Below are 13,112 nucleotides of genomic sequence, written 5' to 3'. Positions count from 1 at the left end.
GCTTAGGGAGATGATGGTCATGGGCAACCATGAGCAGATTTGCCCCCGATTCGAATGGGCGTTTGCATTGCTCGGCAAGCGCTGGACCGGGCTCATCATTCGCGTCTTGCTCGAAGGGCCCAAGCGCTTTAAAGATATCTCGGATATGATTCCCAACATGAGCGACCGCATGTTGGCCGAGCGCTTCAAAGAGCTCGAACGGGCCGGGCTGGTCGTTCGGCGGGTGTACGCGGAAACGCCCGTGCGTATTGTGTACGAGTTGACGCCAAAGGGCGAGGCGCTTCGCCCGGTCATGGAAGCCGTGCAAAAGTGGGGCGACGAGTGGGTCACCGACTCGGATTGCGATGAATATCAGCGCCGATACAAGTGTTCGTCGCGGGATCGCGCACTGTAGAGCATACATCACAGAGTTTTCGCGCAGGCTGTCGCCAGGGCATCCGCCCGTGGGGCAGCCTCTGTCGTGTGAGCGAAGTCTCGCGGCGGCGAACATGGCAGGAGTTCTGCGAGGAGTGAGACGCGTGAGCGCGTATGGTATTCCGGGCCGCCTGCAGGTGCTCGGCTCCGATATTGACAGATCGCAGTTAAAATATCACGACCGCCGTGTGGCCGTGACAAAGGAGTTCACGTTCGACGCGGCACATCATCTTCACGCCTACGACGGGAAGTGTGCCAATCTTCACGGTCACACGTACAAGCTCGTGATTACCGTGAGCGGGCGCGTGAACGACATCGGCATCGTCGTGGACTTTGGCGATCTCAAGCGCCTTTTCGAAGACGTCATCAAGCGCCGACTGGATCACCAATACCTGAACGAGGTCCTGCCGCCAATGAACACGACGGCGGAAAACATGATCGTCTGGATGTGGGAAGAGCTCGAGCGCGCGCTTGAGGCGTACGGGCGAGATCGCGACGTAAGGCTCGAGCGGCTCGAGCTGTACGAGACGCCGACGAGTCGGGCGTCGCTGGAACGGGCGTGGATGTCGTGAAGGCCGCCGGAGCCTCCTTCCGCGCGCCGTGGGAGGACGCCTACGAAGAGGCCAAGCGCGGCGATCCCGGCCAACTCTCGCTGCCCATGGTCGAGATCTTCGAGACCGTGGAAGGAGAAGGAACGCGGGCAGGCTTCCCCACGACCTTCGTGCGGGTGTTCCACTGCAATCTGCGCTGCACGTGGTGCGACACGCCGTACAGCTATGCGCCGGAGCGCCCAGCCTTTCACGCGACGCTTCGGGAGATCGCTAAGCAGGTCGAGGCGTTTGGCTGGCCGAACGTGTGCCTCACGGGCGGCGAGCCCCTCATTCACCGGCATAAGTCGCAGTTGCTCATTGAGGCCATCGCGGGTATCGAGTGGGTTCGAGACGTGCACATCGAGACGAACGGCGCCATCGACGTGCGCCCGTACGTCCGGTTTCGCGACGCGTCGGCGCGCCTGCGCGAGGTGGTGCGGTTCATCGTGGACTACAAGCTGCCCGCGAGCGGAGAAGAGGGCCGCATGATCGGCGAGCACCTGACGTCCCTGTCTGAACGAGACGAGGTGAAATTCGTGATCGCCGACGAACGCGACTTCGCGCGCACCCTAGAGGTTATGGAGTCCTATCCCACGCGAGCCACCATCCTGATGAGCCCGGTGTGGGAGACCATGCCGCCTCGGGATCTCGTGGCGCTCATCCTGAAGCATCGCCTGCGCGACGTGAAGCTGAACCTGCAGCTTCACAAGGTCATCTGGGACCCAAACGCGCGCGGGGTCTAGAGAAGGAGGACGGATTGTGCTCGTCCTGTTTGACGCCTATGGAACGCTCTTCGACTGGCACGGTGGCATGGCGCAGGCTCTGATGAAGGAAGGTATCCCAGCGGATGAGGCCCCCCAACTCGCGGCCCACATTCGCAATGTCCAGGTTCAACTGGCGTGGCATGCGGCGCTCACCGAAACGTATCGCGACTTCGACCGCGTGACGCGCGACGCGGTGGCGCACGTCTTGCAGGGGCGCTTCGAGTCAGAGTCCGTGGAGCGAATCGCCCGTGCGCAAGACCTCCTGCCTCTGTTCCCCGACGTCGCAGAGGGCCTTCAGGGGCTTCGCGGCGAGCGACTTGCCATCCTGTCGAATGGCACGCTGCGCGCGCTCCAGTCGGCGTTGTCCCGGCACGGCCTTCTCTTTGCGTTCGATCACGTCGTGAGCGTGGATCCCGTTCGTACCTACAAACCTGCGCGCCGCGCCTATCAGCATGCGCTTCAAGTGCTCAAAGCGGAAAAGCGGGACGTCGTGTTCGTGTCGAGCAACGACTGGGACGCCGCCGCCGCGGAACACTTCGGATTTCGCGCCTGTCTCCTCCGCCGAACCGATGGCGGCACACTTCCCTACGGGCGCGCGCCGAGCGCGGCCATTCGGTCGATGGCCGAGCTCCCCCATCTCCTCTCCTCCATCCGGACACCATGAAACGAGCTGCCAACGGACATCCCGTTGGCAGCTCGTTCTCGTTCGCCGCGTGTTTACGCGCGGCCCGCGAGGCTTTGCTCCGCGTACGCCACCAGGCGCTTCGTGATCTCGCCACCCACCGAACCATTCTGGCGAGAGGTGGTGTCCGGGCCAAGATTCACCCCGAACTCCGTCGCGATCTCGTACTTCATCTGATCCAGCGCCTTCGAAGCCTGCGGAACGAGCGTGCGATTGCTACCCGAGTTGTTTGCCATCTTGCATTCCCTCCTCATGTGGTGGTGATGACACCTGTAGTGTGACCGGGCCATTCGACCGTATGCTCCGCCCGGCGCGCCAAATGTTGACTCGGCTGGCGTTGCGATTGCCTTGCAGAGGCTGTACATTGGATTGAAATGAAGTCAAATCGCGAAACGGTGGATGTGAGAAGAACCGATGTCGAATCGCGTGGCCATCGTCGATCTCGGATCGAACTCGTGCCGAATGTCCATTTTCGAGATCGACGGGGAATCGTATCGCCCCGTGTATGAAGTCAAGCAGAACGTCCGACTGGCCGAAGGCATGACAGGGAACCGCCGCCTGACGGACGCGAGTGTCGAACGCGCCATCGTCTGCCTGCGCCAGTTCGTGCGGCAAGGCGTGTTGCACGACGTCGACGAATGGATGCCGGTTGCGACGGCGGCACTTCGCCAGGCTGAGAACGGTGACGACGTGAAGCAGAAGATCGAAGAGGAGACCGGCCTCCGCTTGCGCATTCTCACGGGCGAAGAGGAAGCGCGGTATGGATTTCTTGGCGTGGTCAACACCATGCCGGTGCAAAATGCCGTCATTTTCGATATCGGCGGAGCGTCAAGCGAGATCGCGCTCATGCGGGACCGCGCGCTGATCCGCGCGACGAGCCTGCCTTACGGAGCGCTTAACCTCCGCGAGATGTTCGGCCGATACGGCGAACAGGCTTGCGTCAGAATGGCGAGCGACCAAGCAGCGGAAGCGCTCGCGGAACACGCGTGGGTGCGCCAGGGCGAACTCCTTCCGTTCATTGGACTCGGCGGAACTGCGCGCGCGTTGGCAAAACTGTTTCTGGCAGAAACACACCGGAAGACGCCGCGGCTGCACGGCTTTGAGCTCCCCGCTTCGTACGTCGAGGTGAAGCTCAAGCAACTTCAGCAGATGAGCGTGAACAAGCGGCGCAAGATGAAAGGCATCGCGAAGCACAGGGCGGAAATCATCACCACGGGGCTAGCCGTGTTGGCGACGCTCGTGCGAACCCTGAAGCCCCCATCGGTCTTCGTCAGCCGGTGCGGCATCCGAGAAGGGCTTTTGTTCGAACGTCTGCTCGGATCCGCCAATCCTGTGGTGCCCTCGGTGCTGGAGTTCAGTATCCGGAATTTCCAGAGCCACTTTCGGATCGATCGCGCCGCGGCAAGCGCGGTTGCCGACATGGCCATGCGGCTCGGGGCGGAGTTGTCAGCGCGTCTCCATCTCGACCAAAGCGACAGGTTGGTGCTTTGGACGGCCGCTCAGCTCGAAGGCGCGGGCGCGTTTGTCCATCCCGAGCGATGGCGCGATCACGCCGCGTATCTGGTGCTTCACTCGGACCTGTATGGACTCAGACCCGCCGAATGGCAGCTCGTGGCTCAGGTCGTCCGCTTTGATCACCGAGATCCTCGCGCCAAGAAACTGTCCCTATTGCTTCGCCTCGCGAGATGGCTCGCACTCGAACTCGGCGTCGAGCCGCACGAGGTGTCGAGGGGCAAAGGCGGCGAGATTCAAATTGAAACCCGCCGCAGGATTCAGGACATCGCGGAGGACACGGCGGATGCGAAGGTGGCGGACGACATCCGAAAAGCGCTTCAGATCACGTGCAGCTTTCGCGAGACGGGATCCGCAGCGCTGACGTCCGCGCGCTGAGCGGGAACGCGCTCAACCCCACATTAAGCCCAAAACAAAAGCGGAGCGCCCGATGATAGGGGCTCCGCCTTTTTCATTTGTCCTCGCCCGTGGCTTCGGGGACGCCGAGCGGCGTCTTTCGCTTCTCCTTCAGAAACACCCAAACCAAAAGCCCCAGCCCCACCGCGACCGACACGAGCGCCGTCCACTGTGCGGCATCCCAGCCGAAGACGCCGCGTGGAGAGTCCCCGCGCAACATCTCCAAAAAGAAGCGGCACGCATTGTACGCCACGAGATAGTAGGCAAACGGAAAGCCGAGGGGCCAGCCCTTTTTGCGCTGTAAGATCACGAACAACAGCGCGAACAGGGCGACGTCCACCATGCCCTCCCACGTCACTGCGGGCCACAGCGGCTGGTTTCCATAGGTCTCATACGCGAGCGTGCCCGGCGGATAGACCTCGCCAAATCCCTTGTGCGTGGGCGCGCCGAACGCGCTGCCGTTCATGAAGTCGGCATCCCGCCCGATGCTCTGCCCCAAGAGAATGCCCGGCGTGGCAATATCCGCAAAATGCAAGAAGCTCAGTCGGTGTCGGCGCAGATACCAAATGGCCGCCACCAGCGCGCCCGCGATTCCGCCCTGAATCGACAGGCCGCCGTTCCACACTTGGACAATCTGCCCGGGATGCGCCGAATAGTAGCCCCAGTCGAAAAAGAAAACCTGCCAAAAGCGGGCGCCCACGATGCCGCCCACGAGAAGCCAAGGCGCGAGCCCCCACCAGTGGTCCGCGTCTCCCGGATTGCCGCGGATTTTGGCGAGATACAGCGTTACGCCGAGACCGAGCAAAAACGCGAGCGCAAAGATCGTGCTATACGAGCGAACTGGGAAGGAGCCGATAAAGAACCAGTACGAGTGCACCGACGCTGCACATCCTTTGCCATGAACATCTGCCCAATGGGCTCTGTAGACAGCCTACCGGTTCACGGCCAGCGCGTCAACGAGGCGCCTTACGACCAGCCGGTGGTGTCCATCGCCCGGCCAATCACATGGAAGCGCCTGCGGTGCAAGCGGATGCGCGAACGTTCCGACCTCGGCCCTTCGCCCGATGCGGGCGGCAAGTGGCCTTGCGCCTCACAGTGTACGGGCATCTGCGCTTCGCCGGCAAGCTGGAGGCGCATCAGCGCGACGAGATGAAGGTCCAAAAGCTGGCTGAGTCGAATGACTTCGCTGTCCTGCAGGCTGCAAGCCTCGACGGCCTGATTCATCATTTTCTTGCGCAGATGTTCAATGAGGTCCGTGGTCTGTTCTTTTTCTGACATACGATCCCCCTACCCCAAACGACAGCCAAGCACCAACGCTCACCATTATACGACGTCCGTCGGACGCGATCGCCGAGCAATGTAGACAAAATCGTGGCGATTTTGTCGATCTGCGAGAGAATGTGTCGAAACCGTCACGCTTGAGGCTGGCGCTTGCGGACGCGGCCGCTCAGATCGTACGGCGTCACCTGATACACGCAGTAGTTCAGCCAGTTCGCGAACAACAGGTTGGCGTGCGCTCGCCAGCGGTTGAGCGGCGTTTGGGTGGGATCATCGCCTGGGAAATAGTTCTTCGGCAACTGGATTTCCATTCCGCGCGCGACGTCCCGCTCGTACTCCTCTGCGAGCGTCGTCGCGTCGTACTCGGGATGACCGGTCACAAAAATCTGGCTTGCGTCCGGCGTCGCCGCGAGATACAAGCCAGCCTCTGGCGACGTGGATAAAATTTGCAGTTCGGGCACGCGCGCGACGTCTTCAATGGCGACGTCCGTGTGGCGGGAGTGCGGCGCGAGGAAGCGATCGTCGAATCCTCGCGTCAGGTCGCAGCGCAGATCAACCGTGTGCTCGAACACCCCGAAACACTTCTCCGCAAGCGGCCGTTTCGGAATGCCATAGTGCCGATACAGGCCCGCTTGCGCCGCCCAACAGATGTGCAAGGTGGACGTCACGGCTGATCGCGTCCAATCCAGGATCTCGCACAATTCGTCCCAGTAGGTCACCTCTTCAAAGGGCAGGTGCTCAACGGGAGCTCCCGTGATGATCATGCCATCAAACGCCTGCTCGGAGACCTCATCAAACGTCTGATAAAACATCTCCAGATGCTCAGCTGATGTATTTTTCGACACGTGGGAACGCATGCGCAAAAGCGTAACCTCCACCTGCAGCGGCGAATTTCCGAGCAGGCGAAGGAGTTGCGTCTCGGTGACCTCTTTCTTCGGCATGAGGTTGAGGATCAAGATTTTGAGAGGACGGATGTCCTGTGTAAACGCCCGCTGGTAGCCCATGACAAAGATCTGCTCGGCCGCGAGAATTTCTTTTGCGGGCAGATCGTCCGGAACTTTGATGGGCATGTTGACCCCCACCTTTCCGCATCTTCGCGCTGTCTTTGGCCTGCGTGGCGACACGCACCCCTGAGCGCAACGCCATCAGTGTAGCACAGGCCTTGACGGCAGCAAAGCGAGGGTCTCAGGCACCATGCGCCATCATACCCTATTCATAAGCCAGGGGGGATGTCCGGTGTTGTTTGCGGTGGTGCTGTTGGTCCTCTGGATGGAGGGCTTCGCTGTCTTCCAAAGCGCTCGGCGACTTGGGCGAGGCCCGCTCGCGGGATGGAGCTTCTCGCCCGCTCACCTCATGCGGCTGACCTTTGCCGTACAGCTCGCCGTGGAACTCGCCTGCCGGAGCAAAGCGATGGGGGGAACTGCGGCGACCGCGGTGGGCTGCCTGGCGGGCCTCATCGCGCTTCGCCCGCGCTCATTTCTCGAAATGTCCGAGCTCATGATGGAGGTGTTTATGGGCATCTCCATGGGCATTTTTCTCATCGGCAACATGCCAGCTCACATCGCATGGCTTTTGCTCCTGCCCATCGCAGTGTCGAGCGGGCTAGCTTTTGTGGGCGGTTTACGCGCGACATCGGTTTCCTAGACGGTGTCGTGGCGATCCGCGGCTCGGCCCTTCCGAAGTGCCTCTGCCATCCAGGACGAGGTTCGCGAACGTGCCGCACAGCGCGCCGGCTGCGGCCGCATGCTCCAATACAGCCACGCGACGATCACGGATCCAGCCGACACGACGAGCGGGACGTACGAGCCCATCACCACCGCCTCAATGACCAGATAGCTTGCGAGCATCGCGACGAGCGGTGAAACGAGCCACGTCTTGAGAATGGTCCGAACCACCTTCTGGCGCCACACATCGAATCCCATGTGCGATTGACCGACGCCGAAGATGGCGAGTGTCGTCGCCTGGACCTGCGGCACAGGGATGCCTCCGAGGGCGGCAGCCAGGACAAGGCTCGCACTGGTCATGGAGACCACGATGCCCTGCAGGACGGATAGGTCCGTGATCCGCTTGGCGTTGGTTTCAAGCACGCGCCCGCCGAGCGCAAACGCGCCCAGGGCGACAAACAGCGCCCCCCAGTACAGACCTGCGTGTACGGTCAGGACATGCGATGCGACGAGCGGGCCGACGGCGTTCGCGACGTTATGCATGCCAGCGGAGAATGCCTCATAGCATCCTGAAGCGAGAAGAACCACCTGTAGAGCCACTGCCACCGCGCGCCCGCGCCTCGCGACCCACGGATCGAGCCTGCGCGCGATAAGACCTAGCAGATACGAAAGGATCATCGACAAAAACGGGACCACGAGCCACATGGACACGATGAACGCGAGTCGACCCGCGTGCACGTGCCCGACCGCGAGTCCCGCCCCCACCACGGCTCCCACCGTCACCTCGCTCGTCGATAAAGGCACGCCGACCACGTTCGAGATAAACAGCGTGGTGCATGCGGCGGCCAGCACAATCAGCGTGATTTCGACCGTCACGAGCTGCGACGGAACAATCCCGTTCGAGATGGTGGAAACGACCCTGCCGCCTCCCAGGGTCGCGCCGAGGAACGCGAACACGGAGACGAGAAAGAGCGCCATCCACTTTCGTCGGATTGCCCCGGCGCCGTACGCGGCGCCCATGGAGGCCGCCGTACCGCTCGCCCCAATATTGGCTGCGAAAAACATGGCGACGAGCCACGCCGCTAAAACCATCCCGCATCCCTCTTTCTATACTCGCCACTCGCCGGCGCCCAAAACATAGTAATCACTATTATTAAGTCGGAATTAGTGTATCAGAACGGTTTTTCTTATGCAATGGGCCGCAGTCGATCTCGGCGGGTCATCCGCCGAGATGGTCTTGCCAGTCGCCCGCAGGCTCGACGGCCACGATGGAGGTGATGTGGTTGTCATCGTCCACCAGGACCACAGACGCTTTGAAGGTCTCCCACTCTGCGTCATCTACCCAGGCCAGCGACAGCACGATGACGCGATCCCCCGGCTGAAAGTGGCGCGCCGGTGGGCCGTTCAGGCAAACGACGCCGGATCCCTCGTCTCCGGGAAGGGCGTATGTCGACCACAGAACGCCGTTTTCCAGGTTGGTGATCTGCACCATCTCGTAGGGGCGGATGTGCGCCGCTCTCATGAGAACAGGGTCCAGCGTGATGCTGCCCACGTAGTTGAGATCCGCCTGCGTGACGCGAACGCGATGAAGCTTACCTTTGCACATTTGCCGCAGCACGGGATACCCTCCTCGCATATGGTCGATTCAGCATACGCGAGTAGGGCACATCCGCATGCCGGCCGACGCGCGCCGCTCCTCAGGCGACCGGCCGAAACGCGCCTACCCCGCCGTGTTCCCCGCCGTGTTCCCCGCCGTGTTCCCCGGGCTGGGCGATCCCGTCGGCTGCCACGCGATGGGGCCCATGCCGAACGTGGACACGAGTTCGTCGAATAACAGGCGCCCCGCGAGCACGTGCCCGGCCTCATTGGGATGCCAGGCGTCCCCATAGTACATTTTCCACGTCTGATCATGAGCCTCCATGTACAGCGTCATGTCGCGGTTCAAGTCCAGATAGTAGACATTCGGGTTGTCAAACGAGGCGACGACATCGCTCTCCACCTGCATGTACGCCTCGTCTTCGGCGTGATTGTAGGTCGCCGTCGCCTTCGTCACCGGCGACGTGACCACGAGTACTACCGCGTGCTGGGCAAGCGCTTCCTCAATTTCATCCGCGATGGCTTGACGAAACGATGTCAACGGCGTCTTGTCGTAGATATCGTTGAGAAGCCCCCACGAGAGAACGACCACCTGGGGTCGGTCTTCCTCGAGCCACGCCAGGTACTTGCCGTCTCGGTCAAGGGTCACCGGCGAGCCACCGACCACCGTTCGGTCGTCATATACGTACGTGGTGTCCGTCGAGGCCGACAGCGCGGCGAAGGCCCGGCGGAGGTAGCTATCGTCGTGAGGATCCTTCCACCCGTGCGCCATGGATCCGCCGACGACCATCACCTTCTCCGTCGTCAAGCGCGGAGACAGGGAGGCAGCGCTGTCGGCGGCGAGCACGCTTGTGTCCCGGCTCTGCAGCCAACCCACACACCACCCGCCCACGGCCAACAGCGCGCCCGAAGCGACCCATCCGAGCCGTCGGCGCCACGCGTGAACGCGCCTCGTATCCAGCCGGATTGCCCGCCTTCGCCTCATGGTCGACCTCATCCTCTCTTTAGCACTTCCCTCGCTCTTCTCCGTGATACCACACGTTCGTTGAAATGCATTCGAAACTTCACACCACGGGGCCGTGATCGTCACAATGCGCCCGGCCGATGATCCGACAGATGTGGTCCCGATCCACGATATCGTCGTCAAACGTCACAACGGCGGTCTGGTCGGCCAGATCCACGTCGAAGTGGCGCACGCCCTCTACAGCGTGCAGCGCCACCGAGACCTTGTTGGCGCAAAGGGAACACGTGGCGTCGCGAAGCGTCAGCGTGGACAACGTCATGTTTCTGCCTCCTTCCTGCTTTGCCCATAGCATGAAGCGGAAGGAGAAGCGTTATGCCTGCATGATACGGATGAATATGGAAGAGAATAAGGTCTAAAGCCAGGGGAGGGACGTCCATGCACTGGTTCAAGTCGTTTACCGAACGGTTCGGATTCACGAACCCGGTCCGCGGCCGGTATCGCCCGCGCATTCCGAGCCAGCGCGATATGCCGACGTACACTGGCAACCTGGATGAAGCACTGAAATACTTCCGAAGCACGGTGGGACAAAGCGACGACTTCGTTGTGCGGATCTTCGAAATTGGGAAGGTGTCGGGCGCGCTGCTCTTTTACACCAGCATCTGCGACAAGCGCGCGGTGGAGGACACCCTTCGCGCCATTCACCGCCATCGGTTCCCGCGCCGCGCACCGCGCCCACTGCCTCAGTACCTCGTGGAACGCGTGCTGACGGGATCGGAGACCATGTTTATGGCGAGCACCTTCGAGTTGAAGGAGGCCATTGCGGCTGGAAAGCTCGTCCTGCTCCTCGACGGCCACCCTCCCGCCATCGTCATCAGCGCGAAGGCGGTCGAGCACCGCGCGCCGGATCAGCCCATCCTGGAGACCTCGACCCGGGGATCGCAGGTGGCCTTCGTGGAAAACATCGACATCAACCTCGGCATGATCCGCCAGTACATGTCCACGGATACGTTGGTCATCAAGCGCTGGTCCATTGGCGTGCGATCGCATCGGGTCGTAGCCATGGTGTACGTGCGCGACATTGCCAATCCGATTCTGGTGGAGACCGTGTCCAGGCGGCTGGAGGCCATCCACACCGACATCATCAACGGCTCCGCGGCGGTGGAGCAGCGCATCGTGGATCACCCGTGGTCCTTATTTAGCCTCGTGCGCATGACCTCACGCGTGGATGGGACGTGCATGGAGTTGAACCAGGGCAAGGTCGCCATTGTCGTGGACGGCGATCCGACCGTGCTATTGGCGCCGGCGACGTTCCAGGACTTCTTCCAGACCGTCGAGGACTACATGAACACCTGGTGGGAAGCCACGTTCATGCGGGTTCTCCGCGTGATTGCGTTCGTCCTCGCCGTCTGGCTTCCGGCGCTGTACATCGCGTTCGTCGACTACAGCCCAGACCTTCTGCCGAAGACGATGGCCCTGCAAATCGCCCAGTCGCGGCAAGGCGTACCCTTCCCAGCCGTGATGGAAGTCATCATCATGCAACTCGTCGTCGAAATCCTGCGCGAGGCGACGCTGCGCATGCCCAGGCAAATGGGGCAGGCCATCAGCATCGTCGGCGGTCTGGTCGTGGGCGAAGCCACGGTCCAGGCGGGCATCGTCTCCAATGTGCTCCTCATCGTCGTGGCGTTGTCGGCCGTCTCCGTGTTCGTGACGCCGAGCTACGAGTTCACGGTGATGTCGCGCCTCGGGGGATGGGTGATGATCATCGCGGCGACGCTGCTCGGATTCTACGGCGTCGTGCTTGCCACCATTTGGACGTTGTTCGAGATCTGCAACCTTTATTCCTTTGGTATCCCGTACGTGGACCCCCTGGGGGGCGATCACGTCAAAGACACGTTCCTCGACGGCCTGGTGCGGCTGCCCATCACGGTGCTGGATAGGCGGCCGGAACACCTGCATCCGGTCGACACCACCGGCGACACGGACCTGATGGTCCCCATGCCCAATCCGAAGCTGGAGAAGTGGGAACCTGGCGGCAAGCGGCCCCAACGAGACATGCGCCGCCAGAAGGCCAACTGGAGAAAAAGGAAGCGATTGGACCTATGACCCTCCGGCGCGCGCGCTGGCTGCTCGCCGCGCAGGCCGCGGCGCTCCTGCTTCTCACGAGCGGATGCGGCGATTACCAGAAGATCAACGACCGCTCGCAGATCATCGGCATCGGCGTAGATCCGGTGCCTGACAAGCCGGACATGCTGGCCTTCACGCTTCAGGTTCCCAATTTGGAGATTGCGACGCAACAAAGCCCAGGCCTCGGCACCGGCGGGCGCCAGGGTGGCGAGGCCGTGCCTTACAAGAACTTTTACGTCGAGGCGACCTCGGTGCAGTCCGCCATCTCGCGCGCCCAGACGATGTACGACAAGGCGTTTTTTCTTGGCAACCTGGAGACGGTTGTGTTCCAGACAGGCCTCAGCGAGCGGGACTTGACCCGCGTCACGGAACAACTGATGCGAGACGAGACCATCGACAAGCTCGCGTACGTGGTGGCGACCCGAGATTCCGCGCGATCCGTCTTGGAGGCGAGGACCAACGCGCCTCCGGCGACGACCATTGAAGCCATGTGGTACAACGACATGCCACAACGCGGATACACCGCGCCGGAGAAACTGTGGCAATTTTGGCGAGATGCCGAACTCATTGGCCGGGAGCCGCACGTTCCGCTCGTGGAAGCGACGGATGACAGCATCCGCATCGAAGGCACCGAGCTGTATTTCGGCTATCAACCGGTGGGATGGCTCACGCCAGACGATACGGTGTTTTACAACTTTCTCGCGGGACAGGTTCGCGCCATTTCCATCTCCATCCCCGACGGAAACCGCTCGTTTGACATCCGCATTGTCCGGTCGCGGGCCCATCTGCGCGAAGTCTCGACGCCGCACGGCATGGTCTTGTCCGATGACATCCACATTCGCGCCAATCTGAACTCCACGGAGACCATGGCGCAGCGCCCGCTTACGAATCGGGAGGTGGAACGATACGAAGACATCGTGAAACGGTATGTACAAGACAACTGCGTGCGGGTCCTTCGCGCTCTCCAATCCGTCCAGGCCGACACTCTCGGGTTTGGATACCGTTACCTGATCCATCATCCGGAGCGCATCTACGAGATTCGAGATCATTGGGGAGATGCCTTTGGCCGGGCGCGCATCCGCGTGACCGTCACATGCCGCATTTCGCGCGAGGGCAATCTTCTCTGAT

16 protein-coding genes are annotated in these 13,112 nt (G+C 61.7%); 8 read left to right on the top strand and 8 right to left on the bottom strand.

Annotated elements, in window-relative coordinates; translation table 11 throughout:
• Positions 1-10: 10 nt before the first annotated feature.
• From AC27E8_RS02715 to AC27E8_RS02700, 4 genes are all read left to right on the top strand, one after another.
• On the top strand, positions 11-394 hold the full coding sequence (locus tag AC27E8_RS02715; RefSeq protein ID WP_014464815.1) for a winged helix-turn-helix transcriptional regulator: 384 nt from the start codon (positions 11-13) through the stop codon (positions 392-394).
• Between the two features lie 124 nt (positions 395-518).
• Positions 519-986: a 6-carboxytetrahydropterin synthase QueD gene (gene queD / locus AC27E8_RS02710; RefSeq protein ID WP_041695286.1), complete on the top strand. Its 468-nt coding sequence runs from the start codon at positions 519-521 to the stop codon at positions 984-986.
• Positions 974-1,747, top strand: coding sequence for a 7-carboxy-7-deazaguanine synthase QueE (locus tag AC27E8_RS02705; RefSeq protein ID WP_487099364.1), 774 nt, complete (start codon positions 974-976; stop codon positions 1,745-1,747). The genes queD and AC27E8_RS02705 overlap by 13 nt, the downstream gene beginning before the upstream one ends.
• 16 nt (positions 1,748-1,763) lie before the next feature.
• A complete protein-coding gene (locus tag AC27E8_RS02700; RefSeq protein WP_487099365.1) occupies positions 1,764-2,432 on the top strand; it encodes a haloacid dehalogenase type II in 669 nt (222 codons plus the stop codon).
• A 53-nt stretch (positions 2,433-2,485) separates the two neighbouring features.
• Here the strand turns inward: AC27E8_RS02700 and AC27E8_RS02695 are convergent, their stop codons facing one another.
• A complete protein-coding gene (locus AC27E8_RS02695) occupies positions 2,486-2,686 on the bottom strand; it encodes an alpha/beta-type small acid-soluble spore protein (protein WP_008337062.1) in 201 nt (66 codons plus the stop codon).
• 178 nt (positions 2,687-2,864) lie between these two features.
• Between AC27E8_RS02695 and AC27E8_RS02690 the strand changes: the two genes are divergently transcribed.
• Entirely contained in the window at positions 2,865-4,340 is a 1,476-nt protein-coding gene (locus tag AC27E8_RS02690; RefSeq protein ID WP_487099366.1) for a Ppx/GppA phosphatase family protein, read from the top strand.
• Positions 4,341-4,413: 73 nt separating this feature from the next.
• On the opposite strand, the gene lgt is transcribed toward AC27E8_RS02690, so the two are convergent.
• From lgt to metA, 3 genes are all read right to left on the bottom strand, one after another.
• On the bottom strand, positions 4,414-5,235 hold the full coding sequence (gene lgt / locus AC27E8_RS02685) for a prolipoprotein diacylglyceryl transferase (RefSeq protein ID WP_487099367.1): 822 nt from the start codon (positions 5,233-5,235) through the stop codon (positions 4,414-4,416).
• Between the two features lie 89 nt (positions 5,236-5,324).
• Positions 5,325-5,636: an aspartyl-phosphate phosphatase Spo0E family protein gene (locus tag AC27E8_RS02680; protein WP_041695287.1), complete on the bottom strand. Its 312-nt coding sequence runs from the start codon at positions 5,634-5,636 to the stop codon at positions 5,325-5,327.
• 134 nt (positions 5,637-5,770) lie between these two features.
• Positions 5,771-6,706, bottom strand: coding sequence for a homoserine O-acetyltransferase MetA (gene metA, locus AC27E8_RS02675; protein ID WP_487099368.1), 936 nt, complete (start codon positions 6,704-6,706; stop codon positions 5,771-5,773).
• Positions 6,707-6,872: 166 nt separating this feature from the next.
• Here metA and AC27E8_RS02670 point away from each other — a divergent pair, with 166 nt between their 5' ends.
• The gene (locus AC27E8_RS02670; protein WP_487099369.1) at positions 6,873-7,280 is read left to right on the top strand and encodes a hypothetical protein; all 408 of its coding nucleotides are present in this window, start codon (positions 6,873-6,875) and stop codon (positions 7,278-7,280) included.
• On the opposite strand, the gene cysP is transcribed toward AC27E8_RS02670, so the two are convergent.
• From cysP to AC27E8_RS02650, 4 genes are all read right to left on the bottom strand, one after another.
• Entirely contained in the window at positions 7,277-8,392 is a 1,116-nt protein-coding gene (cysP, locus tag AC27E8_RS02665; protein ID WP_487099370.1) for a sulfate permease, read from the bottom strand. The genes AC27E8_RS02670 and cysP overlap by 4 nt on opposite strands.
• Positions 8,393-8,519: 127 nt before the next feature.
• Positions 8,520-8,918: an aspartate 1-decarboxylase gene (panD, locus tag AC27E8_RS02660; RefSeq protein WP_487099371.1), complete on the bottom strand. Its 399-nt coding sequence runs from the start codon at positions 8,916-8,918 to the stop codon at positions 8,520-8,522.
• Positions 8,919-9,020: 102 nt separating this feature from the next.
• Complete coding sequence (locus AC27E8_RS02655) at positions 9,021-9,881, bottom strand: SGNH/GDSL hydrolase family protein (protein WP_487099372.1); 861 nt, start codon at positions 9,879-9,881, stop codon at positions 9,021-9,023.
• A 79-nt stretch (positions 9,882-9,960) separates the two neighbouring features.
• On the bottom strand, positions 9,961-10,179 hold the full coding sequence (locus AC27E8_RS02650) for a heavy-metal-associated domain-containing protein (protein WP_487099373.1): 219 nt from the start codon (positions 10,177-10,179) through the stop codon (positions 9,961-9,963).
• A gap of 116 nt (positions 10,180-10,295) precedes the next feature.
• Here AC27E8_RS02650 and AC27E8_RS02645 point away from each other — a divergent pair, with 116 nt between their 5' ends.
• Positions 10,296-11,963, top strand: coding sequence for a spore germination protein (locus AC27E8_RS02645; protein WP_487099374.1), 1,668 nt, complete (start codon positions 10,296-10,298; stop codon positions 11,961-11,963).
• The gene (locus AC27E8_RS02640) at positions 11,960-13,111 is read left to right on the top strand and encodes a Ger(x)C family spore germination protein (RefSeq protein ID WP_487099375.1); all 1,152 of its coding nucleotides are present in this window, start codon (positions 11,960-11,962) and stop codon (positions 13,109-13,111) included. The genes AC27E8_RS02645 and AC27E8_RS02640 overlap by 4 nt, the downstream gene beginning before the upstream one ends.
• Position 13,112 lies beyond the last annotated feature (1 nt).

The sequence above is a fragment of the Alicyclobacillus sp. CIJ1 genome (genome assembly GCF_057538885.1).
Note: the sequence above shows the minus strand (reverse complement) of the source record. Positions and strands in the feature narration are given on the sequence as shown.

What these genes read in the sequence shown, in the direction of transcription:
- AC27E8_RS02715 (WP_014464815.1), top strand. Translation starts at nt 11, where the DNA reads ATGATGGTCATGGGCAACCATGAGCAGATTTGCCCCCGATTCGAATGG.
- AC27E8_RS02695 (WP_008337062.1), bottom strand. Translation starts at nt 2,686, where the DNA reads ATGGCAAACAACTCGGGTAGCAATCGCACGCTCGTTCCGCAGGCTTCG.
- AC27E8_RS02690 (WP_487099366.1), top strand. Translation starts at nt 2,865, where the DNA reads ATGTCGAATCGCGTGGCCATCGTCGATCTCGGATCGAACTCGTGCCGA.
- AC27E8_RS02680 (WP_041695287.1), bottom strand. Translation starts at nt 5,636, where the DNA reads ATGTCAGAAAAAGAACAGACCACGGACCTCATTGAACATCTGCGCAAG.
- metA (WP_487099368.1), bottom strand. Translation starts at nt 6,706, where the DNA reads ATGCCCATCAAAGTTCCGGACGATCTGCCCGCAAAAGAAATTCTCGCG.
- cysP (WP_487099370.1), bottom strand. Translation starts at nt 8,392, where the DNA reads ATGGTTTTAGCGGCGTGGCTCGTCGCCATGTTTTTCGCAGCCAATATT.
- AC27E8_RS02655 (WP_487099372.1), bottom strand. Translation starts at nt 9,881, where the DNA reads ATGAGGCGAAGGCGGGCAATCCGGCTGGATACGAGGCGCGTTCACGCG.
- AC27E8_RS02650 (WP_487099373.1), bottom strand. Translation starts at nt 10,179, where the DNA reads ATGACGTTGTCCACGCTGACGCTTCGCGACGCCACGTGTTCCCTTTGC.
- AC27E8_RS02645 (WP_487099374.1), top strand. Translation starts at nt 10,296, where the DNA reads ATGCACTGGTTCAAGTCGTTTACCGAACGGTTCGGATTCACGAACCCG.
- AC27E8_RS02640 (WP_487099375.1), top strand. Translation starts at nt 11,960, where the DNA reads ATGACCCTCCGGCGCGCGCGCTGGCTGCTCGCCGCGCAGGCCGCGGCG.